The sequence below is a fragment of the Allorhizobium sp. Av2 genome (genome assembly GCF_021462805.2).
Classification (GTDB): Bacteria; Pseudomonadota; Alphaproteobacteria; order Rhizobiales; family Rhizobiaceae; genus Allorhizobium; species Allorhizobium vitis_G.
In genome coordinates this window covers 1,273,620-1,294,638 of sequence record NZ_CP192696.1, presented here as the reverse complement: position 1 = coordinate 1,294,638, position 21,019 = coordinate 1,273,620, and the positions used below count along the sequence as shown (strand labels likewise).

General features: G+C 55.7%; 25 protein-coding genes. 5 read left to right on the top strand and 20 right to left on the bottom strand.

Annotation, left to right across the window (positions count from 1 at the left end; genetic code table 11):
- Positions 1–120 precede the first annotated feature (120 nt).
- The 7 genes from FS819_RS06275 to FS819_RS06245 form a co-directional block, all read right to left on the bottom strand.
- Positions 121–1,461, bottom strand: a complete 1,341-nt coding sequence (locus FS819_RS06275) for an RraA family protein (protein ID WP_156547874.1) — start codon at positions 1,459–1,461, stop codon at positions 121–123.
- A 68-nt stretch (positions 1,462–1,529) separates the two neighbouring features.
- The gene (locus FS819_RS06270; protein WP_498724360.1) at positions 1,530–4,121 is read right to left on the bottom strand and encodes a hypothetical protein; all 2,592 of its coding nucleotides are present in this window, start codon (positions 4,119–4,121) and stop codon (positions 1,530–1,532) included.
- 277 nt (positions 4,122–4,398) lie between these two features.
- Positions 4,399–4,722: a phage holin family protein gene (locus FS819_RS06265; protein WP_156547876.1), complete on the bottom strand. Its 324-nt coding sequence runs from the start codon at positions 4,720–4,722 to the stop codon at positions 4,399–4,401.
- A gap of 153 nt (positions 4,723–4,875) precedes the next feature.
- Positions 4,876–5,034 (bottom strand): hypothetical protein, encoded by a 159-nt coding sequence (locus tag FS819_RS06260; protein WP_156547877.1) that lies wholly within the window; start codon positions 5,032–5,034, stop codon positions 4,876–4,878.
- Between the two features lie 28 nt (positions 5,035–5,062).
- A complete protein-coding gene (locus FS819_RS06255; protein WP_156547878.1) occupies positions 5,063–5,494 on the bottom strand; it encodes a secretion protein HylD in 432 nt (143 codons plus the stop codon).
- On the bottom strand, positions 5,491–5,733 hold the full coding sequence (locus FS819_RS06250; protein WP_156547879.1) for a hypothetical protein: 243 nt from the start codon (positions 5,731–5,733) through the stop codon (positions 5,491–5,493). Before FS819_RS06250 ends, FS819_RS06255 begins: the two co-directional genes overlap by 4 nt.
- Positions 5,730–6,338: a glycoside hydrolase family 19 protein gene (locus FS819_RS06245; RefSeq protein WP_156547880.1), complete on the bottom strand. Its 609-nt coding sequence runs from the start codon at positions 6,336–6,338 to the stop codon at positions 5,730–5,732. Before FS819_RS06245 ends, FS819_RS06250 begins: the two co-directional genes overlap by 4 nt.
- 91 nt (positions 6,339–6,429) lie before the next feature.
- On the opposite strand from FS819_RS06245, the gene FS819_RS06240 reads away from it, so the two are divergent.
- From FS819_RS06240 to FS819_RS06230, 3 genes are read left to right on the top strand one after another with little or no spacing between them, the layout of a single operon-like run.
- Complete coding sequence (locus FS819_RS06240) at positions 6,430–6,672, top strand: DUF4160 domain-containing protein (RefSeq protein WP_156547881.1); 243 nt, start codon at positions 6,430–6,432, stop codon at positions 6,670–6,672.
- A gap of 11 nt (positions 6,673–6,683) precedes the next feature.
- A complete protein-coding gene (locus FS819_RS06235; protein WP_156547882.1) occupies positions 6,684–7,166 on the top strand; it encodes a hypothetical protein in 483 nt (160 codons plus the stop codon).
- A complete protein-coding gene (locus FS819_RS06230; protein ID WP_156547883.1) occupies positions 7,163–7,465 on the top strand; it encodes a helix-turn-helix domain-containing protein in 303 nt (100 codons plus the stop codon). The genes FS819_RS06235 and FS819_RS06230 overlap by 4 nt, the downstream gene beginning before the upstream one ends.
- 4 nt (positions 7,466–7,469) lie before the next feature.
- Here FS819_RS06230 and FS819_RS06225 read toward each other — a convergent pair whose 3' ends face one another.
- The 9 genes from FS819_RS06225 to FS819_RS06185 are packed head-to-tail and all read right to left on the bottom strand — an operon-like array spanning position 7,470 to position 15,985.
- Positions 7,470–7,709, bottom strand: coding sequence for a hypothetical protein (locus tag FS819_RS06225; protein WP_156547884.1), 240 nt, complete (start codon positions 7,707–7,709; stop codon positions 7,470–7,472).
- 3 nt (positions 7,710–7,712) lie between these two features.
- Positions 7,713–8,318, bottom strand: a complete 606-nt coding sequence (locus FS819_RS06220; RefSeq protein ID WP_156547885.1) for a hypothetical protein — start codon at positions 8,316–8,318, stop codon at positions 7,713–7,715.
- A 16-nt stretch (positions 8,319–8,334) separates the two neighbouring features.
- Positions 8,335–8,697 (bottom strand): hypothetical protein, encoded by a 363-nt coding sequence (locus tag FS819_RS06215; protein ID WP_156547886.1) that lies wholly within the window; start codon positions 8,695–8,697, stop codon positions 8,335–8,337.
- A complete protein-coding gene (locus FS819_RS06210; RefSeq protein ID WP_156547887.1) occupies positions 8,694–9,209 on the bottom strand; it encodes a hypothetical protein in 516 nt (171 codons plus the stop codon). Before FS819_RS06210 ends, FS819_RS06215 begins: the two co-directional genes overlap by 4 nt.
- Complete coding sequence (locus FS819_RS06205) at positions 9,206–9,676, bottom strand: hypothetical protein (RefSeq protein WP_156547888.1); 471 nt, start codon at positions 9,674–9,676, stop codon at positions 9,206–9,208. Before FS819_RS06205 ends, FS819_RS06210 begins: the two co-directional genes overlap by 4 nt.
- 17 nt (positions 9,677–9,693) lie before the next feature.
- A complete protein-coding gene (locus FS819_RS06200; protein ID WP_156547889.1) occupies positions 9,694–14,235 on the bottom strand; it encodes a phage tail protein in 4,542 nt (1,513 codons plus the stop codon).
- A 13-nt stretch (positions 14,236–14,248) separates the two neighbouring features.
- Positions 14,249–14,680, bottom strand: coding sequence for a GNAT family N-acetyltransferase (locus FS819_RS06195; protein ID WP_156547890.1), 432 nt, complete (start codon positions 14,678–14,680; stop codon positions 14,249–14,251).
- A complete protein-coding gene (locus FS819_RS06190) occupies positions 14,673–15,359 on the bottom strand; it encodes a hypothetical protein (RefSeq protein ID WP_156547891.1) in 687 nt (228 codons plus the stop codon). Before FS819_RS06190 ends, FS819_RS06195 begins: the two co-directional genes overlap by 8 nt.
- The gene (locus tag FS819_RS06185; RefSeq protein WP_234625159.1) at positions 15,359–15,985 is read right to left on the bottom strand and encodes a hypothetical protein; all 627 of its coding nucleotides are present in this window, start codon (positions 15,983–15,985) and stop codon (positions 15,359–15,361) included. Before FS819_RS06185 ends, FS819_RS06190 begins: the two co-directional genes overlap by 1 nt.
- Before the next feature lie 63 nt (positions 15,986–16,048).
- Between FS819_RS06185 and FS819_RS06180 the strand changes: the two genes are divergently transcribed.
- Positions 16,049–16,339 carry a hypothetical protein gene (locus tag FS819_RS06180; RefSeq protein WP_156547892.1) on the top strand — a complete coding sequence of 97 codons (291 nt, stop codon included), beginning with the start codon at positions 16,049–16,051 and terminating at the stop codon, positions 16,337–16,339.
- Between the two features lie 80 nt (positions 16,340–16,419).
- On the opposite strand, the gene FS819_RS06175 is transcribed toward FS819_RS06180, so the two are convergent.
- Complete coding sequence (locus FS819_RS06175) at positions 16,420–19,161, bottom strand: tape measure protein (protein WP_156547893.1); 2,742 nt, start codon at positions 19,159–19,161, stop codon at positions 16,420–16,422.
- 210 nt (positions 19,162–19,371) lie between these two features.
- On the opposite strand from FS819_RS06175, the gene FS819_RS06170 reads away from it, so the two are divergent.
- Positions 19,372–19,938: an SLATT domain-containing protein gene (locus FS819_RS06170; RefSeq protein WP_156547894.1), complete on the top strand. Its 567-nt coding sequence runs from the start codon at positions 19,372–19,374 to the stop codon at positions 19,936–19,938.
- Between the two features lie 53 nt (positions 19,939–19,991).
- Here the strand turns inward: FS819_RS06170 and FS819_RS06165 are convergent, their stop codons facing one another.
- Genes FS819_RS06165 through FS819_RS06155 form a run of 3 tightly spaced genes read right to left on the bottom strand, consistent with a single transcriptional unit; the run spans position 19,992 to position 20,997 of the window.
- The gene (locus FS819_RS06165) at positions 19,992–20,177 is read right to left on the bottom strand and encodes a hypothetical protein (protein ID WP_156547895.1); all 186 of its coding nucleotides are present in this window, start codon (positions 20,175–20,177) and stop codon (positions 19,992–19,994) included.
- On the bottom strand, positions 20,174–20,536 hold the full coding sequence (locus tag FS819_RS06160) for a gene transfer agent family protein (protein ID WP_234625160.1): 363 nt from the start codon (positions 20,534–20,536) through the stop codon (positions 20,174–20,176). The genes FS819_RS06165 and FS819_RS06160 overlap by 4 nt, the downstream gene beginning before the upstream one ends.
- Positions 20,537–20,553: 17 nt before the next feature.
- Positions 20,554–20,997: a phage tail tube protein gene (locus FS819_RS06155; protein WP_156551603.1), complete on the bottom strand. Its 444-nt coding sequence runs from the start codon at positions 20,995–20,997 to the stop codon at positions 20,554–20,556.
- Positions 20,998–21,019 lie beyond the last annotated feature (22 nt).

The following is a 21,019-nucleotide window of genomic DNA, read 5'->3' as shown; positions in this document are numbered from 1 at the left end:
TCAGAACGTCCCCTTCTTACAAAAATATAGTCCGAATGCTTTGTAAAGCAGCGAGCACTACCCAGCCGATTAGTGTTATAATGCAAGCGCCCCGTTCCCCCGAAGTTAATCCATGATCGCTTAGAAAAATCCATGCTCATTGATGATTTCCGCAACAGCGGCACCATTAATAAGCTTGGTCCGGATACCAGACTCGTTAGAAACAGCTTGTAATGAACGTTCCAACACGTCGGGCCAAATGTGCTGCGGAATAATCAAAACTCCTTCAGAATCTGCAAAAATCACATCATCATTTGAAGCTGAAACTCCTCCGACAGTGATTGGGAGATTGTATGAAAGAGTGGTGCCCTCGTACTTGATGTCATTACTCCATGCGCCACGGGCGTAAACTGGCATTCCCATAGCTTTCACGTGGCTTACGTCCCTGGTAAAACCATCTACCAAAACGCCGACAGCGCCAGCACGTATGGCTAAATGGCAATTTAAGTCACCGAAATAAGCTCGGCTTGGAACTTCATTTTCAACTACGATTACATCCCCTGTTCGTACAAAACTATAAGACTGAAGTGCCTTGTAGATTCCCTTCCACGCATCACTTTCGTTGATATTCCGTTCATTTTCGTGCAAACCACCTAAGCGTAATGTTTTAACACGGCCGAGAATTTTGCCTGCAGATATCTCCCGCAACGCGGAGTCAAGCATGAACGAATATCCCATCTCTTTCGAGACATCTGAAATAATCGACGAAGAAAGGTGATGTTTAATCAAGCGAAAATAGTTAAATTCTTTCATACGTCGTCCCAGACAAATCGTCTCGGCCAGCTCCAAATCTGCCTCATAGTTTATATCGAGATCTTCAATTTCAGCGAGTTCAAAAAGGAGCGGCGATGTCCCGAAACGACGCTTTTCGAAGGACTCACTCGTCCTTTTCACCATGTAGAGACTCATGCATTCCAAAGTAGTTTGTTTCAAATCACTGCTGTTTGGTATGCGTCCAGTTCCATAATTGGGTTTTCCATCTTCCCAAGCATATTGGCGAACCTTACGCGTCGCCACCAAGCTGTCGCATTCCGAGTGAGCCAACAGCTCATCGATGGCCCGGGATATACCGACTTCATCAAGGAAAGGTGCGGTGCAAAGCGCTTGTATCACGATATCTGCATCCGGCGACGCGGAGCATTCGTTAGCAAACATCTCGTGTCCATCCGTCGCATTGGTCGCTAAATTAGGATCCCTCTTTAGTATTTTGACCGGGAGGCCTTCCGCAAGAGAAATTATCTCTTCGGACTCAGTATCGAGCCACACCTCGTCAATCATTGAGCATCGCAGGAGTTGCCTTAATTTACGCCGGAACAATAAATCGCCGTCCAAAATCCTAGTGTTCTTTGACGGTACGCGGGAGCTCTCACCTTTTGCAGGTACAAAGGCAACAATTTTCAGCTTCTTGTCCGTTAGTGTCATTTTGGTATTCTACCTTTTATATATATGTGGAGGCAAACTAAGTCGCCTGGGGATGATAGCTGAATGGGTCAGCCCTGACCTCCCGTGCTTCGTCCCTCGCGCTTTCCGTAGCGCAGCCAATGATCGATCGGATCCATGCCCGCTTTTGCGACATCTGGATTCGCTATCAGGTATTGTACAGGATTTATCTCACAGACAACGTCCGATCTTCTTTTCAGTTTCCAAACCCCGTTGTAGCGGGAGGCGTGCCTTTTGCGGGTCGAGCTAATCACCCATGTGGAAATTACTTCAACCGCCACTTTCGTCTTCGTGTGAGCCTCGTCAATTTCTAGGTAGCCTTCCTTAGATTCTCGAAGCTCATCTTCAAGAATGCCTAAATTCCTACGAAGGCCGGAAATCTCATTATACATTATTTGTTGTTTATTGTTTGAATCCGCAGAAATATCAAAAATTTCACTGTGTAGTTTTTCAATTAATTTGCAATATTCTTCTTCTCTTGTTTGGAAATTTTTATTTTCGGCATCAAGATATTCAATTTGAATTTGGGACGCGTTTATTATATCATTATATTTTTTGTTTACATCTTCGATCATTTCATGGAAGGTGCCTTCTATATTCGCCGCCAGGTCGCCCCCGAAGTGCTTCAGGCCGATCCTGCTCTGAAGTTCAGCTTCCAACGCGCGATTAGAACCGCCGACGAACTCTTTGAATGCCTCTTCTATATTCGCCGCCAGGTCGCCCCCGAAGCGCTTCAGGCCGATCCTGCTCTGAAGTTCAGCTTCCAACGCGCGATTAGAACCGCCGACGAACTCTTTGAATGCCTCTTCTATATTCGCCGCCAGGTCGCCCCCGAAGCGCTTCAGGCCGATCCTGCTCTGAAGTTCAGCTTCCAACGCGCGATTAGAACTGCCGACGAACTCTTTGAATGCCTCTTCTATATTCGCCGCCAGGTCGCCCCCGAAGCGCTTCAGGCCGATCCTGCTCTGAAGTTCAGCTTCCAACGCGCGATTAGAACTGCCGACGAACTCTTTGAATGCCTCTTCTATATTCGCCGCCAGGTCGCCCCCGAAGCGCTTCAGGCCGATCCTGCTCTGAAGTTCAGCTTCCAACGCGCGATTAGAACTGCCGACGAACTCTTTGAATGCCTCTTCTATATTCGCCGCCAGGTCGCCCCCGAAGTGCTTCAGGCCGATCCTGCTCTGAAGTTCAGCTTCCAACGCGCGATTAGAACCGCCTATAATTTCTGATGCAATAAGGTTCCAGTGCTCAACACCGATGAATGATTTAATTTGTTCGGTCGACCATTGAATTGGCCGGCTTTTTGCAAAGGACTCGAGTAGGTAGTAGTTCTCAAGACGTGCCTTTGCGTCCTCAAAATTATAGGGTTTGTAGCTTTTGAATAGCGTAAAATGGCGTACCAGGTCAGCAATCTGCAAGCGACAAGGCACGTCGTCGGTCAAGCCAATAAATTCATCCCTAAAAAGATCTACTATTAACGATTTAGCTCTTTCAAATTTATTCTGCCAATCAACATGCTCTATTGCGTCATTTATCGCATTTTCCAAGCTATACTCATCTGTCACATCGTACGTTATGTCTCTTCCAGAAAAAAAACTGTTTGAAAGTGTTATAACCGGCTTATTATAAATAAATCCGTAAATCTGCGTTGTAGAAATAGGCGTCACAATGATGTCGCTTAATTCAATTAGTTCTCTAAAATCTGCGTCATGGACATTTATTACATATATATCCGACGAAGTAGAAATCACTTCGTAGGGTGATGCTGGGTGCGACTTGTTGATAAGCGTAGCGCCCGGATGACTGATACTCAACGCATCCGCAACCGCCTGGGCCGCTTCTTGAGATGATTTGTGAGCGCGCGCGAAACGGCCGCCCAGTGATTTGTTACTGAAGGCTAAACCACTACCCAGATCAAACGCCCCAAGAAAAAGTACGACCGGACCACGTCTTGATATTTTATTTAATATATTTCTTACATTTACATTACTCGAATTCTTATATTGTCTTTCTGCTATATTTTTGTAATAGTCCCTTATAATAATCCATTCTTTTTTTACGTCGCTAATTGTAACTTTGCTTTTTATATATGATATTTTTGTCCCTATATTACTAACTATACATTGCCCAAGCAAATTAAACATCAGGGTGTTTTCTGTTAAGCCTCTCTCAGCCACATAACTAGGTGTCTGCGTTAGATTTGAGATGCGCAACAGTAACCTTGAAAAAGGCGCAGAAGAACCCCATGCAATGATCAACGAGGGCTGCATTATCTCGAACGATTTCTCCCAGAACCTTGCTGCCTTGAGTATGCATAGTTCGGTTTGAAATGTTGGCTTTGCACCAGACCAAAAACTTTCTGTTTCGAGCAGCTCCGGGAGACTAGTTAGCGTCATCGGCAATGATGAAGTCCCCGGAATGTCATTAAGTTCTAAGCCTTGCGCAACCAGGCTGACCGATACAGCAATGTGTTCAAAGCCTATATATTTTGTATAGTCACCAGGCTGACCTAATACTATAAGTTGTTGCCCGGATTTTTTTAGTAAAATACCAATTTCAGAAATTGATTCATAGATTCTATCGCCACTTTCCAGAAAGCAGCACCACCATATTACATTACCGATTGTATTTTTTTCTTCCATATTATTGACTTATCTTTTCAAACGCTCGAAACATGTTTTCAAAATACACTAACATAGATGTATTTTTAGCCTTTTAAAGCGCTGGTTTCAGAGCATTTATCTCGAGGTTAGGACTTGCAGCGAACGTGTTTATTAGCGCTATCCTACTTCGATTGGGTTAAATTTAGATAGTTCAAAATGAGGATCTGTTTGTGAATATTTCACAGCATGGATCGGTGGAACTCGTGTCCGACTCACACCTAGGGTGAACGGGGAGCCTGCCAGGCTAACTTCTTTGTTAATGCGGTTTTCTGCCCATCCACCATTTCATAAACAATACCTCGGCCCCGCGTGGTCCGAGATAGGCCAGCGCCGCAATGAGCCCCGTTGCAACCGGCTGGCCGAGATCCAGCCATCCAGCTAGCCCCTCGCCAATCAGCGCCATACTGATCGCGATCGGCAGTTCCCACAACAGTTCTGGGCCGAGGGGGCGGCGGTGGGTGCGGCGGACTTCCTGCCCATGCCACATGGCACGCCCCATTATGGCGCCGATGATGGTGGTGCCAGCGCCGCCAAACCAGGCAGTCAGTACCTCTGCCACTGTTGAAAACTTCTCAGACATCCCCTGCCCCTCTGTGGTTATCCGGGTGCCAGATCGGCGGCGTTAAGTGCACAGCCCTTGACCCGATTGGCGCTCTTGCAGTCGAGCAGATCCAACTGCTCGGCAGCCCATTGTTGATATTGTATTTCAGCGGCTTTGCCGCTTTGTCTTCGGTCACGTTCCGTCCCCTTGAAGCGCATTGATGGTGTTCGCCTTTGCAGCATTGAGAGCGCGGCAATCGACCAGCGCCTTTCGGTCCTTTCCCCAGAGCCGGTATTCCTTTTCCCAATCCGCGCCAGCAGGGATGAAGGTCGGCCCGGTACAATCGGCCATGATGCTGGCTGAAACGCTGGCCTTGCGTTCAGCGATCGGTTGCGCCGAGGGCGTTGAGAGCGTTTCGCACCCCTTCAGGGATAACAGTGCAAGCAGCAACGGCAGCAACGCCAGCAGCATTCGGTTTCGCATTCCTTTTCCTTTCATCTTCCAGCGCCGCCTCAAGTCCTGCGGCCTGCTCCACATGGGCGGCCATCGTGGCGACCAAGGCCGCATCGGCGGCATTGATCTGTTTCTGTTGGGCTTCGATCTTGGCGAGCTGAAGCAAGTCGGCCTTACGTTGGGCTTCGGCCCATTGCTGGCGGATCTCAGTCCGGCCAGCTTCTTTCAGCGACGACGCCCAGCGATGCAGGCCTAGCCCGGCGATGAGGACAGCAGCAATCAAGGCGATGCCGCGCCAGTCGAGCTTTTCGCGGAGCGCCTTGAAAGCACTCCAGGCAGTCAGGGCGATAGAGATCATCGGCAATCACCCTTGCCGTCGCGGTCATCAGCCGGTTGCCAACCAACCGGAGGCTGGGGCTTCATCATCCCCGCAGGCCCATCGCGCCAGGTGTTGATCAGGATCTTGGCAAGGCCGAGCAGCCCAACGATCTTCAAGGAAACCGCTTCGCTGAAGAACGGCGTCCAGTCGAACAGCGCCAGCGCCGGGATCGCCGCGATCAGCGTGTTGATGATGTTGTGGAGGAGGTTGGTGTTCATGCCGCCCCCATCAGCGCCGCATGGAACGCCTTGCCGTAACCGGCCACATCCGCCGCCCGTTCCTTGCCGTTGATGATACGGCGGGCATTCAGCCAATCGGCCTTAGCGCCGACGAAGAAATGTCCAAGCTTGGCCCCGGTAAACAGCCCCTCGCCCATGCCCACAAACATCACCTTCAGGGCAACGTCTTCACGCATCGCCAGCGACGGATTGGTGACGAGGTCAACGCCGATTGCACCGCCGAGTTTGATATAGTTGCCCTTGTGAGTGAGCTGCACATAGCCACGCCCCAGCCAGCTCTTGCCGTCCGAGCCGATCCGCCAATAGGCCGATTTCACCCAAGGCATTTCACCCTTTGCCCAAGAGCGATCCAGAATGGCGATAGCCTGTTTATCCGAAGCCGCTCGCGTTTCGCGCACCGGCTGCATCGTTTGCGCAGTCTCGTGGAAGGCCGTGCCAAGCATATAAGCCAGCCACCGCAGATCGGTCATATCGCTGGCCCGCCAAGCGTCGAGAATGGCCGTGATGCCATTGACCTGATTTTGCGTGAGCGCACCGCCAAACAGCGACGAGCGCACCGCCGCGAAGAATTTCGCGCGATCCATTACAAACTCCTATTGTAGGGTAATTTATGCACCACTTTATTGACGTGGTGCATTTCATGCCCTATGTTTTCCGCATCGAAATGAGGAGCGCATGGGCAAGCTGGTTCAAATCGGAAACATCATCATCCGGGTTTATGCGAATGACCATTTGCCACCGCACTTCCACATCATCACCCCGGATGCCGATGCTCTGGTGGAAATCGCAACACTCGACATTATCCGTGGAAAACTACCTCGAAAGGCCGAACAGATTGCCTTGGAATGGGCCACTGAACACCGTGCAGTCATTGCCGTAGAATGGAACCGGACCAATCCGCGTTTCCCGATTGCGTGAAGGAGAACGACATGGATATGCCCCGCATCAAATCGCTGAAGACAGCGCCGAACATGGTGCTGAAGATTGAATGGCAGGATGGTCGCAAATCCACTGCTCAGCTCACCGGCTGGGTGGCGACAGGCGGCCCGCTCTTGACCGCCCTCAAGTCTGTTGACCTATGGGCAACAGCCACCGTTGCCGATTACGGCGCGACGGTGGAATGGGCAGGCGATGATTTGGCCATCGATGCCTATCACCTGTTTCAGATTGCCGAAGACCAGCGCGATTTCAACGCGGAGGATCTTCACAAGTGGCAGGAGGAAATGGGCCTCTCAAACAACGAAGCGGCGGATTTTCTCGGCGTTTCGCTGCGCAGTTGGAAAAACTACCGGGCGGGGACGCCGGTCAGCAATGCGATCAAAATGCTCATGCGCGCCAGCCAGCGTGATCCGCTTATCATGCACGCACATTATCGGCCCAGGCAGGCAGGTAGACCGAGAACAGTGGCATGACTACCAACAACCCAATCGACCGCAGCGACATCGCAGCAGCGGACAAGGTCAAGGCGGATATTGCCGCAGGTGACGACGTGCTCGTGCCCGCCGAAGTCGTCAACCAGCTTCTTGCCGGTGACAATCCGGTCAAGGTCTGGCGCACGTTTCGCAAGATGACGGCGCGGGAATTGGCCGAACAGGCCGGTATCAGCGCGCGCTATGTTTCCGAGATCGAGAGCGGCAAGAAGGACGGAAGCTTTGCGACGATGAAGAAGATCGCAGAAGCTCTTGGCGTCGATCTGGATGATCTGGCGTAGCTCTCTATTCTTCGTGAACCGTAAGAGGCATCACAGATCCGCCATGGTCCTCGACAGGCAGAGTTGGCGCGTCCGGCACCAAGTCCGGCGCTTCACCCCTGACATAATCAGGATCATGCGGAGCGAGCCGCCGCAGCGCCTCCGCCAACCTGTTCGACAGACTGTCCACCGCACCCGCATATTGATCGGCCTGCTGTTCCAGCATCTTGTTGCGCTCACGCAGCGCCGTTTCGAGAATGCTCATGGCTCAGGCCTCCGCACTTTGGGTTTCGGGCCAAGTAAAGGCCGGCAGCTCATTGAGGAATTCGGCAACCGTCGGGATCGGCCGCTGTTTGGCGATCACCTTCTCCAGCTCGGCCAGGGAATAAACCCACACATCGGACCGCCAGTCCTTGAGTGCTGCGGCCTCGGCCGCGAAGGTCGGGTGCTTGTCACCAACATAGGTGACGGCGGTGGTCAGGCTGTCATAGCCGCGCTCGCGCGCCTTGGCGTTCATGAACTGCTGGATCGCCAGCTGATAGCGCGCCTTCAACGTCTCGTCGGAGATCGGCACGTTGACCCAGCCGTCCACGGTGCTGGCAACGAAGTCGGGAATGGCCGGCAGTTCGGTGACGGCAGAGAGATAGACCCGCTCGTCGCTCAACAGCTGATCTTGGATGGCCTCTTGTTCTTCCGAGGTCAGGCCGTTGGTCATGTGGGCCGCGACGCCGTACCAGAAGGTGCGGGCATTGAGGATCTGCTGGCGACCAAGCCACCAGGCGGCCATGGCTGCCCATCGGCTGGAGCGTCCGGCCGTGACCTCGACGATGACGCCATCAACCATGGCCTCATACATGCTGCTGATATTGTACATGTCGGTTTTCCTTTCGTTACCAGTCGAGTTCTCGAAACACGCAGTATTTGATCACCATGCTGGCGCTGTAATTGTTCTTGAACGTGAGGGATTTGCTGGAGAGCGTCAGGCGCGCGTAATACCAATTGCCCGGCACTTGGTTGAGGTTGTTGCGCAGCACGATGAACGGGTAATAGGTATAGGTGCCGGTCAAGGTGACACTCACCGTCGCGCCTGATGCGACCGTGACCAGCCCCTGTTCAAACGGCACGAGGCCGGAAAGCGTCTCATAGAACGCGAGCTGCGTGGGGTCGGTGACAGTAGTCACGTCATAGCCCGCTTTCGACACCCGGATCTGATAGCTGTTGCCGTTCTGGCCAATGAAGATCCTGTTGGTCATCCCACGGCCCTATTCTTGAAAATCATGTAGCAGAACTGAAACCTGTTGGTGTCGGTCGAGGTATCGAGAATGACCACCTTGGCCCGCAGCGTGGTGTTGTTGGCAAGCCAGGCCCCGGTATAGCGGAGAATATTGCTCTGCCCGTCGCTGGCGCTCAGCGCGTTCGCCATGTTGCTGCGCCGGTCGTTCTGCCCCCAGGTGGTCGGGTAAAAGCAACTGCCGACTGGCAGGTCGGAAAGCCCGCTCAAGCGATTGTAAAATGAGGCATGAAAGATCGGCGTATAGCCCAGATCCGGGAAAGTGATCTCGCTGTAATAGATCGTCGCTGTCAGCGTCGAGGTGTTGTAATAGGTGTTTTGCATGTTGACGCTGCCCTTGACGTGCAGGTCCAGCGTCTCAAATCGCGTATCGAGCAAGCGGCTCTTGGTGGGTGCATAGACATCATCGCCGGGCTGGCTGATGAAAATCCCGACTTCGCCGTTCAGGCTGCCAATGTGAATTCTGTTGGTCATTGGGAAATCGCAAACACGATGTAGCGGATGACGCCGGTGAAGCGCTCGTAGTAACTAGGGTTTGGCATTTGTCGTCGCGGAATGGTGATTGACCCGTCAGCAATCGTCGGCGGTGTGCTGGCGAATTTGTTGCCGACCGGTTCGGTGCACATCATCCCAACGCCGCCTTGGGACTGAAAACTGTTGGCGTTGGGTGTGTAGTCGTTGAAGACATAAGCCGCAGGGGCATAGCCCACGGTCGGGAACGTGATGACAAGCGGCGTGCTCGTTGTTGTCGCATAGGCCTCTGACCCGGAACCGCTTGCAGGCGCGGGATCAGTCATCTGACCCCGCGCGATGATCAGGCCGGTAAAGCCCCAATTACTGTCAAAGACCTTGTTTTGATCGGCGACGGAAAGATCGGCCGCATCGTATCCCGCCTTGGTGACGATCATCCGGCCCGGTGTGATGGACAGTCTGTTGCTCATAGAAATCTCCAGTCCATTTAGTCGGTGATCAGGATCGTGCCGGCGTTGAGGGAAATGATCATCTTGCCGTTCGAGCTGCGGATCTCGCCGGCTGTTACGGTGCCAAGGTTTGCGGTGATGGCGCTGAGGCTGTTGACCGAGAGCTGGTTGGCGGTGATCGCGCCGTCGACGATCAGCTCGGCGGCGTTGCGCTTGTTGACGACGAAGCCGCCGACATAGACGTCCCCGGTTGTTGTTGTCCGCATGACATAAGCCGTCATCCGGGCCTGCCGGGCATTTGCGGGCGATGTTACATTGACGGTTGCCGTGCGAAACCCTGGCCCCACATCCCCGGCGAGGTAGTCGATAAAGGAGATGAGGTTTCCGGCTGCGTCGTACCAAATGATCCGCAACAGCGGAGACTGATTGGCGATGCCAAGAGCTGTTCCCGTCACCCGGTACTGCGTGCTGCCTTGCACGGGGAAAAGCTTCCCCGCCAGTTCAGCGCTATAGCCGGTCGCGCCCGCAACATAGGGGTATCGAGCCTGGGAACGCGATGCCATGCCGCCGACATAAGGGTCGGTCCATGATTGCCAATTGACCCCGGTCCAGGAGGTTCCAAAATCCTGCATCTGGTTGTCAGGCACCATGTTGGTGAAGTCGGTCAACACAAGCTGTTTGGCTGTCACGGAATTGGCAGCCAGCTTGTCTGTGCCGATGGTGTCGGCCGCGATGTTCGTGCCGGTGATCGTCAATGCAGCAATGCTGGTGCCAACGACAGCACCGGCCGCAATGGCAGGCGTGGTGATCGCACCGGCCGAGATTTTGGAGGCAATGACCGAATTGACAGCCAGGCTATCGGCCTGCACCGATCCCGCAACGATATTGCCGTTCTGGATCAGCGTGACGCCGGCCGCAGACCACGGCGTCGGTTCGCTCTGATTGGCGGTCGCCTCCCCGAAGAACGGCTTGTGGATCCAGAGATAGCTATCGTTCTGCCCGTTGATCGTTCCCTTGTGACGGAAGAAAATCCAGGCATAGACCGAGCCAGCCGGTGCCTGGGCTTTGAACCAGGCGCGCTGATAATTGGACAGCTGTTTGCCCGGATCGATGTTCTGGTTTGCGGGAAACACGCCAGCATTGGCAAAGGACAGGACATTGCCTGCCGCATTGGCAAAGGCGATGTAAGGCTGGATGCCGTTGCAGCGATGCCCGAGGTAATAGGTCGACAGCTCATACCATTTGCCGCCCTCCACAGAGATATAGTCGTAGTTGGAGCCGTCCTTCTTATAGGTGGCGCCGATCTCAAGCCCTTGCGTCCCATTGACCTGCCGGATTTCCAGCGCGCCGGGTACGGGAGCGAAGGTGTCGGTCCGAAGGGTCATGGTCCAATTGCCGAGATCGGCATTGGCATATTCCACACCCCAGCCGGTGATCCCGGCCGAGAAGTCCGAGTTCTTGATGAAGTTCGCGCCCTGACCGACCGCCAGCAGAGTGGTGGTGATGGCACCGGCGGCGACCTTTGCCGTCGTCACTGCACCGGCAACCAGTTGGTCGGTATTGACAGCGCCCGCCGCAATCTTGCCCGCTATGACGGAATTGGCAGCGAGCTTGTCCGTGGTCACGGAGCCTGCCGACAGCATGTTGGCAAGGATCGTGCCGTCAATGATCAGCTCGGCCGCATTGCGCTTCTGGACAACAAAACCGCCGACATAGACATCACTGTTGGTCGTCGTGCGCCAGACATAGGCGGCCATCACCGCCTGCGTGGCACCTGTCGGGGCCGTCAGATTGACGGTCGCCGTCGCAATCCCGGCCCCGCGATCACCCGCAAGGAAATCGACGTAGTTGATCAGCGCACCGGTACGATCCAGCCATTTTATCCGCAAGAGCGGCGATTGATTGCCGTTCGAATAGGCCGATCCCGTCACCCGGTACTGCGCACCGGCTTGGACCGGAAATGCCTTGCCGAGCAGCTCGCCACCATAGCCGGTCGCGCCCGCCACATAGGCGAACTTCATCTGCGACCGGGACGCCATGCCGCCAAGATAGGGGTCCGTCCAGGACGACCAGCCGGACCCAACCCAAGAGCTGCCGGGATTCTGCATCTGGTTGTCAGGCACCAGATTGGTAAAGTCTGTCAGCACCAACTGTTTGGCCGTGACCGAGTTCGCCGCCAGGTTATTGGCACCGAGGGTGTCGGCGGCGACCTTGGTCCCGGTGATAATCCCGTCAGCAATCTTGGAGGCGACAATGGCAAGGTCAGCGATTTGCGAACCGATCAATTGCCCGGTCAGTTCAGCCGTCGCCACCGTCTTCACATAGGACGCACCGTTCCAGCGATAGGCCTCACCATTGAAGGTGACATAGGCAGACACGCGGCTGGTCGGCAGTGCGGTAACAACGTGCACCGGCTCAATGCTGGCGGCAAACTTGGTCTCATCGACCGCCTCAGCAGCAAGCTTTGCCCCGGTGACCGCTGCTTCGGCCAACTTATCGGCAATGACCGAACCGGAGGCCAAAATCTCTTCCGTCACCGCCGCGACCTGAAGCTTGGACGTGCCAACAGCCGCATCCGCCAGCTTCAGATTGGTGACCGCCTCGTCCATGATCTTGGACGCCGTCACCGCCGCATCGGCAAGCTTGGCCGTGGTAATGGAGTTGTCGAGAACGTCAGTTGATTCCGACAGGTTCAGCGTGGTGACGGAAAGCCAGTCAGACGCGACGGTTTCGCGGCTGGACACCGGCACCAACTTGCCTTGCACCTCATATTCTGTCAGCGCCAGGCACCAGGAACCAGACAGCGTCCAGGTCGCAGCGCCAGCATAAGGATGAGCATCGCTGTCATAAACGACAATGCCCGTGGCTTTAACGCGCACCTTGACCCACACACGGGCAACGTCATCGAGATCGGCGGTGCAGGACACAACAATAGCGGGCCTGCGATCCTGACTGTCGCTGTCGGTGACAGATCCGGCGACAACGCTCCATCCCGTCGTGGACTGCGCAGCAGGCACCCCGCTGGACAGACTGCCGGTGACCGGCGGCTTATAATCCGTGCCCTGGTTCCAGCTGTAATCGGTCGGATCAACTTCCGTGATATCCAAGACAACATCAAGGTTTGGCTGATCGAGAACACCATCGACCCGAAACCGCTTCTCGACATAGCCATTGCGATTGCTGGACGTGGAGACAATGTCACCCGGCTCCAATGCCCCAAACTTTGGCGGCATGGAAATGGTGTGACGACGGGCGCGGCGCGCCTCCTTCAAGGCCGATTGCATCAGCCGCTGCACCTGCGCAGCGTAAGGCACGAAGTCCAAGCTGACATCCGACAGCAGACGGCGGTTGCCGTCTTCCACCTCGTAATCGCCGTTATAGAGCGGCGGGGCTTCCGTCATATTCCAAGCGTCATCTTGCGATGGATAGGACGCGGAGATCCCGTTGACCGTATCGGACAGACCGAAGAACGGCGCAAAGCTCTGCTCTTCGGTGGACAGAATATCGGCGTCGGTAAAGGTCATGACCGGTTCATCCGACACGCCGATGAATGGCTTATAGGTGCCGCCGATCTCGGCAAGCCGCCCATTGCAAGCGGTCAGCATCGCTTGCGCCGCGTCTTGGATGGCGGCACTGACCTGCACCTCCGCGCCAGAGCGATAGGTGGCCTCCATGCCATCCGCACCTTCGATCAGGGTGCGGCATTTGCCAATCTGGGTAATCCAGTGACTGGCAGGCAAGCGCCGTTCGGTGACGGTCTGGAGGCCATAGAGCCATTGACCGTTCCAGCGAATGCCGCGCATCAGGGCATAGAGCTGGACAACAGGCAGCCGGTCGCCGTCGCCGCCCCAGGTCGAGGCGTCGCTCCAGCGCTGCGCACCATTGCCACCGACAGAACTATCCTTGCTGGGATCATAAAGCCGCATACCATCCAGCACGAACTTGAAGGATGGGAAACCAGAAAATAGCTCCTGGTTCACACGCGAGGTGGCGATCACATAGGCAACGCCATGGCCGACACGGGTTGCCTCATAGGGCCGGTCTGGGGACGAGACGCGACCAACCAGAAAGCTATCCGCCTCGGTCTGCGTGCCATCGTAAAACTTGAGCCAGAGGTAATCGGTACTGCCCTTGCGGTACTCCAGGACCGGCCAGCCATATTCAGCATGCGGATGATCAAAATCGATCTCACAGGCCACGCCATTGACCACCGCAACCAGCACCGACTTGATCGGTGCATCGGCGAGCGCAATGACCTGGGTGACATAGGCATTCGGTGTCTTGCCCGCATTGCCCCATGTATTGGCATAAACCAGAGAACCAGCCGTGGCCGTCATCCCGAAGATGATCGAGCGCGACACGGTGCCACCGGACTGCAATTGCCCATTGACGGCAAAGCTTGCGGTCGAGGCCTTGTTCTTGCCCGCGACAGCCGAGGCCAGATAGTTCAAACCAACGCCGACCGCCGCCTTCAGCAGCGTCGAGCCGATGATGCCCATACCGCCGATAAAGGTCGAGACCGCGCCAAGTGCCGACGCCACGCCGCTGACAATGGCGGCGATGCCAGAAAAAATTGCCATGGATGGGATGCCCTTAGAGGGGTTTTATAAAATGGGTCTCGGCAGGTGCATAGCCGCGCCGGACATAGAGGCTCGACACATCGTTGGTGGTCAGCGCCGCCATGCCGATCGAGGTGCAGCCGATGGATTTGGCCCATGCCTCATAGGCATCGAGCATGATAAGGCCGGAGCGACCCCGCGCCTGCGGTGCGATGAACCACACCGTTTCCTTGGCCATCAGCCCAGCCCCGAAGGGATGATCGAAAGCTGAGGCCATCAAGAGGCCACAGACAATGCCGTCACGCTCCAGCAGCAGCGCACACGCCATCGGATTATCGAGGTGCAGGCGATACAGCGCATCGGCCCGCGCCGCCTCGAACCGAAAGGCATAGCCCGCCGCCGCATGGCTTTGCCGTAAGAGATCGATGACGGCAAAGCGGTCAGCCGAGGTGCCAGGCCTAACCATTTTTCGCCAGAGCGTTATTGAGGAAATCGGCCATGCTGCTGGTCTTGCTGGTCGAGATTTTGCCGTTGGTCTGTCCCCAGAACAGCTCCCAATCGCCAACCACCGCCGTATCCTGATAGAAATTATCGGTGGAGCTGCGCAGCTTCTGGCTGGCATCCGACCGAGTGTCGGGGTTGGACCGGGTGATTTCCTGCATATGGGAGGCGCAGGTCAGCGTCACCGCGCCGGTGTCGCCTTCGGCGGGGTTCTTGATCTCTATCGTGTCGATAAAGCCCAGGAACCGAAGTTCTGCCGGAGACACCAGCTTGCGGGTTTGCGGCGAAAACAGGCCGCGATAGATTTCCACGCGGGCCTGTTTGCAATCGTAGAGCCGGACAGCCTGCGCCACCATATCGTCAATCTGGGACATGGTGATGGTAACGCTTTGCGCCTCCAGCGTCGAAACCAGCGGGATTTCCGTGACGCTGATCAATGTGCCGGAGCCGTAAAAGCTCCTGATATCAGCGTTGCCCGTGTCGGGGTGGACCACCTCGGCAGAAACATTGCCGACATCCGACCAGAATCCGACAGCAGCCGGGTTTCCAGTGGTTCGGTCGCGCGCGATGATCCAGAGAAAATCACGCGCCACCAATTGCCGCGCCGAAAGCGCGTTGGTAATTGCAGCAGGATATAAGCGCATCAGCGCACCTCGATACCTTGGAAAGACACAGAGCCGCGCCCGGTGGACGCATCGGCTTCAGAAGAAATCGACCCCGGCACGATCATCATCGTGCAGGAGGGCCGCAGCAGTGTGACAGCAGACCCCGCAGCCGTTCCCGGCCATAAATGCGGGCGCACCTCAAAGGCACCAGCAGCACCGGACCCATTGGCAACCGCGCCTTCGACAACACGGTAAAGCCCACTGCCCGCGATCTCGATCATGTCGCCAACCGAGACCACATAACCGGCACCCAGCCCGGAGATCGTCACGCTCTTATTGTCACCGCCGATGGCCGACAGCACCACGCCATTGTCCGGCACGGGCTTGCCAGTCGGATAGGCAATGGGCCGGGACCGCGACAGTGAATACCCCCGGAAATATTGCAGCCCGCCTTCCAGCACCTCGATCCGCGCCCGCCAGGCGTCCAGCTCATTCGGCTTCAACTGTTTTGTCTGATAGGCCGCCGACCACAGCGGCGACCCCAGATCCTTGGTGTAAGTCACTCCGCCAGCGGTGCGCGATTGCTCCTGGCGAAACAGCGGTTCGAACTTGGTTGTCCAGCCCGGAAAGTCCACCAACAGGTCAATAGGATAAACAACGGTCACAAGAGACTCGACTTTGGATTGTAGCCATGCTTCTTTCCCTCACCAATTAGATGGAGGGAAAAAGTGAAAGCCAGCTATGACAAGGAAAACGCGGAACGATATCTGGGAGCGGCTGTAATCGCGTACCACGGCGCTCTACGGGAAGTCGTGAAGGCGTTGGCGACAGCAAAAGGAACAGCCGACCTATCATGGTTCGACGAGTTGCATCAAAATGCCATCAGGTCCGCGAAGGGGACGATTACCGAGCAAATCCCTGTAGAAGTCGAAGCGGGCGCTATCCGGTTTGGCTTTGAGACTATCGACGCAGAGTTTAAGAGCATCCGCGTCAGCCTCATCAAAAATCAGGACGGATGACTTTCCATCCAAGCTGATCGTCGCCATTCGGAAGTCCGCAGCATAGATCGCCCACATGTCATAGGCTTTTATAATGGCTGTCATATTTTAACACCTCTCGCTCTGGCATCGCGCACCGCATTGATGATTTGTGTCGGCAAGGTCTTTTGCAGCTTGTTCATCGCCTGCTCTTGTCGTGCCACAGCCTCAACAGAAGCCCCGCGATTGTCGATCACCGGATTAATGCTGATCTGGACAGCACTGGCTTTGCTGGACGCCGCCCGGGACAGATCGGGCATGCGCGGCGCACTTGGTCCGACATAGCCACCGCTGGAATAGCCCTTGAGCCGCTTTCGCATGGCGTCCAGGCCAGCAGGCCCGCCAGCCTTTCGAACGGCATCGGCATCAAAGACATACTCGCCTTTATGCACGACACCGGCAGGTTCATATTTACCCCCCGCCCCGGTATAGCCGCCATCAGCAAAGCCAATCGCCTTGAAAGCGTTGGCCACCCAACCGCCGCTACTGGTGGCGGACGATCCGCCGAACAGGCCGTCAAACGCACTGTTCAAGGCCAACTCGCCCAGCTTTTTGAGAACGCCGGACAGGGCATCGCTAAAGCTTTCGGCCCCCATGATCACATCGGAAAAGGCTGACTTGGCGGTATCGTAGAACTCTTGTGCTGCCTGTTGCGACCGTTGCTGGGCGTCCTCGACCTTGCGCAGGATATCGGCCTGCTCGGCATAAGCGTCTGACGCAGCTTTGATCTTGGCGATCTGTTCAGGCGTCAGTTGGACCGTGCGCCAATTCTCATCATTGTTGCGCCGGGCCTCTTCACGAACATCCTGGAGCGCCTGCTGTTCGAGATCGAGCGACATCCGACGAGCTTCCTGCTGACGGTAGGATTGCCCGACGACCGCCTGTTCCTCGACCAGAGCTGCCGTGCGATCCCGGATCGACTGAATGTCCATATCCAGCCGATCGTCTGCCGTCGCTCTCGGCACCCTGGTCTTTTTGTCGGACAAACTGGACCGCTGATTGTCGGCCGTCACATTCGACTGTGCCAGCTTGCGGATCTGATCGTCGGGCAGAGTGCCGCCGTTCTTTTGCAGATCGGCCTTGATCTTGGCGATCTCTTTCTCGACCGCGAGCTGATCCTTCGACAGCGTGTTCTGCCGCTGGGCTTCATCGGCATAGGCCTTGCCCAGCCGCAGCATCTCCTCGCCCTGTTGGCGCGACTTCGAATACTGACCATAGCCCGATGCGACCTTCGGATCGATGGTCGAGACATTGCCAAGCTGCTTTTGCAAAAGAGCGGTCGCGGCAACCGCCTCTTTCAGCCTGTCGAGCAGTGGTGCGAGCTGATCGGCCAGTTTCTGGAATTTGGGGTTGGAATTGGCGAGCGCATAGAGTGCATCGCTTGCACCGGCTGCACTGACCTTGCCATCCTTCAAACCGTCGCGCAGATCCGAAAGTGACTTCAGCTGGTCCTCAGTGATAAGGCGGCGTGGCGCATTGTTGATGATCTGGGTGAAGAGATCGAGCACGGCTGTCTTTGCCGCCTCGATCTGGGTTTTCCCCTCTTCGACACCGCCCGACAGCGCGTTGCGGGTCCGCTCGCTGATCGAGTTGGCCGCCCCTTCGACGCTGGTTGCCGCCTCCTTGGCGCGCTCCTGCACCTGGGCAAGGGCCTGCGCATAGGTCTTTGCCGCCTGACTGGCTTCTGCCGACGACGAGGAAAACAGCGCAAGCGCACCAACGACCGTTCCGCCGATGATCAGACCGAGCGGACCCGCCGCAGCACCGATGCCGCTGATGGCGGTCGCAATACCAGCCATGGACGATGCAGCCCGCAGCGCCGCGATCAGCCGGAAAACAGCCGCTGTGGCGAGGCCAAGATTGGCAATCATCAGAGCAATCGACCGGCCAACCAGGGCAGCCGCAATCACAGAAGCGAGCTTCAGGACGACATCGGCCGTATGCTCGAAATTATCCGCCAAGGCATTCAATCCAGCCACCAGGCGCTGGGATGCGCCAAGGCTTTCATCCGTCTGGCCGATATAGCGGGTGAAAGCGTTGTTCACCTTGGTCACGCCCTGTTCTATCGTCTGGGTGGCATTGGCGGCCATGCCCTGGATGGTCGGCAATCCCTTCAGGAACGACTGGAAGAAGTCCCGATTGGACACGGTCCCATCGTTGACCAGTTGTTTGAGCTTGCTGACAGAACCGCCCGCAGCGCTGAGGCCGTTGGCAACGGCGATCAGGATCGGTCGCGCCCCTTCATTGACCGAATTGAATTCTTCGGCCTGGACGCGGGTCGAGCCGAGCAGCTGGCCGAGCTGCGTCAGCGCACCCTGCGCTTCGGTGGCAGACTTGCCCTCGATCTTCAGAGCCGTGCCGACGCCATCCGTGAATTTGAGCAAATCGGCCTGAGACGCTCCAAGCGCATCGCCGGATTGCGCAGCCTTACCGAACAGATCGGCCATGGCACCAATCGGCGCTGCATTGCGTTGGGCCGAGTTGTAAATCTGGTCGAGGACCGCGACTTGATTAACGCCCACGACGCCGGCCACCGCCAGGCTGTTCTTGGCGCTGGTCCAGGCGTCGGCATAATGGATGACGGAATCCACCGTCAGCGCCGCCGAGATCCCGGCGATCGGAGCAATGAGGCCCCTCGCCATGGACGTACCAAGCGCCGAGAACCGGCCATCCATTTTCTTCAGGCGGTTCTCGATGGCGCGGGCCTGTGAACTGGTCACATTCGCGGCCTTCTGCATCTCGCGCTGATAGCCTTTGATGTCGGCCGAAAGCTGCACGACGAGCTTTTCCAGGTCGGTTGCCATGGGTGCCTCGAAATTGGAAAGATGGGGGTGGCTCAGTCAGCTAGCCAAGAACGCTGCCAGAAAGCGCCGATTTTGCGATCCCGGCAATAATGTTAAATTTTTACATTAAACCGTAGAAATATTAGAAAATTTTGATGACAAAATTACTGAATATGAATATTAATTAATAATGGAAAATTCACTTATTTTTAAATAAGAAGGACAACTCCAATGAATGAAGATGTAGATCGCGAAATAAGACTTCAAATACAGAAATTAGAACGAGACACAGAAACAACCTCTGCATCCAATTTTGCCGTTGCTCAAAGATGGGAGCTTTATAATATCTGCCTTGGCGTCACAATCGTTATTTTATCTGCTTGCGCCACCGCTCTGGGGGCAATCTCTGCTTCGGAGGGCATCTCTTCTGACCCTACCGTGCAATCGTTTCTAATCGTCTTTTCAACTGTGATTTCATCTGCAGCAGCCGTTCTCGGTTCCATTCTAACGTTCTTAAAGCCTTCCGAACGTGCGGCCCGTTATCGTGAATTTGGGAACAAACAAAAGTCTCTACGCAATCGACTTCGCGTATATCACTCAGTGACTATCAACTTCGCGGATGATCCTAAGGAAAGACACGCTGCGTTGAGAAAGTTTCTTACTGAAAAGGATGCTCTAAATTCAGATAATCCTCCAATTCCTCGGTGGGCTTTCAAACAGGCTTCGAAAGATATTGCGGATAAATTACGACGCCAAGGGCAAGCCGTCCGTAGCGGCGGGATCCAGAGCGCCAATTGAAGGGCTATTTTTAGCTTTGCGCGTAAATTGCCATCAATCGGACTGCACCAACATCAACGACTAACAAACTCCCAAAGCTCATCCCGCTCTCTATCAGATAGCGCATTTTCCTCTTCCGGGACATTGGCCTTCATCCAGCCATCGACCGCCGCGAAGAACTGGAACATGGACATGGCGCGGACGGATTGTGGGGTAAATCCCATGGCCGCGCCATTGCCGTAAATCGCGGCAAATCTCAACTTTCCTTTGGGAAGGTCGTCGAGGGCATCGCCCCCTTTTGATTTGCCGCGTCGGCCTCCCCCGGCTTTTCATCCGGCGCGCCGACGATGCCAGCTGTCAGGATCGCCTGGGCAAACAACAGATTTTCAGCGGGCGGGCGAGCCTCAACCCATTTGCGCACCAGGGTGAGCGCCTCGACCGGGGTCTTGCCGCCGCCGATCAGCCCGAAACGGATCACATGGGAGATGTCCCCCACGCGCCAGGTGCTGGTCTGGAGCCGGTCGAGGATCATATACGGCCCGGCATCGCAGGCCTCCTGCAATCCTTCCAACTCACCCCAGCCGAGGCGGAAGGAGTAATCACCATCCGCCCAAGGCATTGTCAGTTCCGCGTTCCTCATTTCTGGGCAACCACGCGGGTCATCTTGCCGTCGCTCTGCATCGAGATGCTGGCCGTGGCGCGTTTGCCGTTGTCGCCAGCACCTTCGAACTTCTCGACATGCATGCGGCCCGTCCAGGTGATGGTCTTGGCCGGGAATTCCCATTCGACCTTGACCGGAATGCTGTCAATGTCTTCCCAGGCATCGAGCCATGTCTCGACGCTTTCCTGCGCCAACACCCCCTCGCCTGAGATCGACATGGAAAGCGACGAGGCATCACGGCCAATCCAATCGACGGTATCGGGATCATCGCAGTCAGGGATAGAGCTTTCTTCCAGGCCCTTGTCGAGCGAAACTGACCGCTGGGTAAAGCCGCAAGGCGCGGAATAGACTGTTGGGGTGGCGGAATTTCCGAGCAGAACACGGATCTTCCCGCCACGCATGGTGGTTGCTTGTGCCATGATGGCCTCCTGATTTTAGAAA

Coding starts and splice junctions, on each gene's coding strand:
- FS819_RS06160 (WP_234625160.1), bottom strand. CDS start 20,536: ATGCCTTGGGCGGATGGTGATTACTCCTTCCGCCTCGGCTGGGGTGAG.
- FS819_RS06245 (WP_156547880.1), bottom strand. CDS start 6,338: ATGGATCGCGCGAAATTCTTCGCGGCGGTGCGCTCGTCGCTGTTTGGC.
- FS819_RS06265 (WP_156547876.1), bottom strand. CDS start 4,722: ATGTCTGAGAAGTTTTCAACAGTGGCAGAGGTACTGACTGCCTGGTTT.
- FS819_RS06270 (WP_498724360.1), bottom strand. CDS start 4,121: ATGGAAGAAAAAAATACAATCGGTAATGTAATATGGTGGTGCTGCTTT.
- FS819_RS06240 (WP_156547881.1), top strand. CDS start 6,430: ATGGGCAAGCTGGTTCAAATCGGAAACATCATCATCCGGGTTTATGCG.
- FS819_RS06235 (WP_156547882.1), top strand. CDS start 6,684: ATGGATATGCCCCGCATCAAATCGCTGAAGACAGCGCCGAACATGGTG.
- FS819_RS06230 (WP_156547883.1), top strand. CDS start 7,163: ATGACTACCAACAACCCAATCGACCGCAGCGACATCGCAGCAGCGGAC.
- FS819_RS06260 (WP_156547877.1), bottom strand. CDS start 5,034: ATGGCCGATTGTACCGGGCCGACCTTCATCCCTGCTGGCGCGGATTGG.
- FS819_RS06170 (WP_156547894.1), top strand. CDS start 19,372: ATGAATGAAGATGTAGATCGCGAAATAAGACTTCAAATACAGAAATTA.
- FS819_RS06175 (WP_156547893.1), bottom strand. CDS start 19,161: ATGGCAACCGACCTGGAAAAGCTCGTCGTGCAGCTTTCGGCCGACATC.
- FS819_RS06155 (WP_156551603.1), bottom strand. CDS start 20,997: ATGGCACAAGCAACCACCATGCGTGGCGGGAAGATCCGTGTTCTGCTC.
- FS819_RS06215 (WP_156547886.1), bottom strand. CDS start 8,697: ATGACCAACAGGATCTTCATTGGCCAGAACGGCAACAGCTATCAGATC.
- FS819_RS06225 (WP_156547884.1), bottom strand. CDS start 7,709: ATGAGCATTCTCGAAACGGCGCTGCGTGAGCGCAACAAGATGCTGGAA.
- FS819_RS06275 (WP_156547874.1), bottom strand. CDS start 1,461: ATGACACTAACGGACAAGAAGCTGAAAATTGTTGCCTTTGTACCTGCA.
- FS819_RS06200 (WP_156547889.1), bottom strand. CDS start 14,235: ATGGCAATTTTTTCTGGCATCGCCGCCATTGTCAGCGGCGTGGCGTCG.
- FS819_RS06255 (WP_156547878.1), bottom strand. CDS start 5,494: ATGATCTCTATCGCCCTGACTGCCTGGAGTGCTTTCAAGGCGCTCCGC.
- FS819_RS06250 (WP_156547879.1), bottom strand. CDS start 5,733: ATGAACACCAACCTCCTCCACAACATCATCAACACGCTGATCGCGGCG.
- FS819_RS06210 (WP_156547887.1), bottom strand. CDS start 9,209: ATGACCAACAGAATTCACATTGGCAGCCTGAACGGCGAAGTCGGGATT.
- FS819_RS06220 (WP_156547885.1), bottom strand. CDS start 8,318: ATGTACAATATCAGCAGCATGTATGAGGCCATGGTTGATGGCGTCATC.
- FS819_RS06190 (WP_156547891.1), bottom strand. CDS start 15,359: ATGCGCTTATATCCTGCTGCAATTACCAACGCGCTTTCGGCGCGGCAA.
- FS819_RS06205 (WP_156547888.1), bottom strand. CDS start 9,676: ATGAGCAACAGACTGTCCATCACACCGGGCCGGATGATCGTCACCAAG.
- FS819_RS06195 (WP_156547890.1), bottom strand. CDS start 14,680: ATGGTTAGGCCTGGCACCTCGGCTGACCGCTTTGCCGTCATCGATCTC.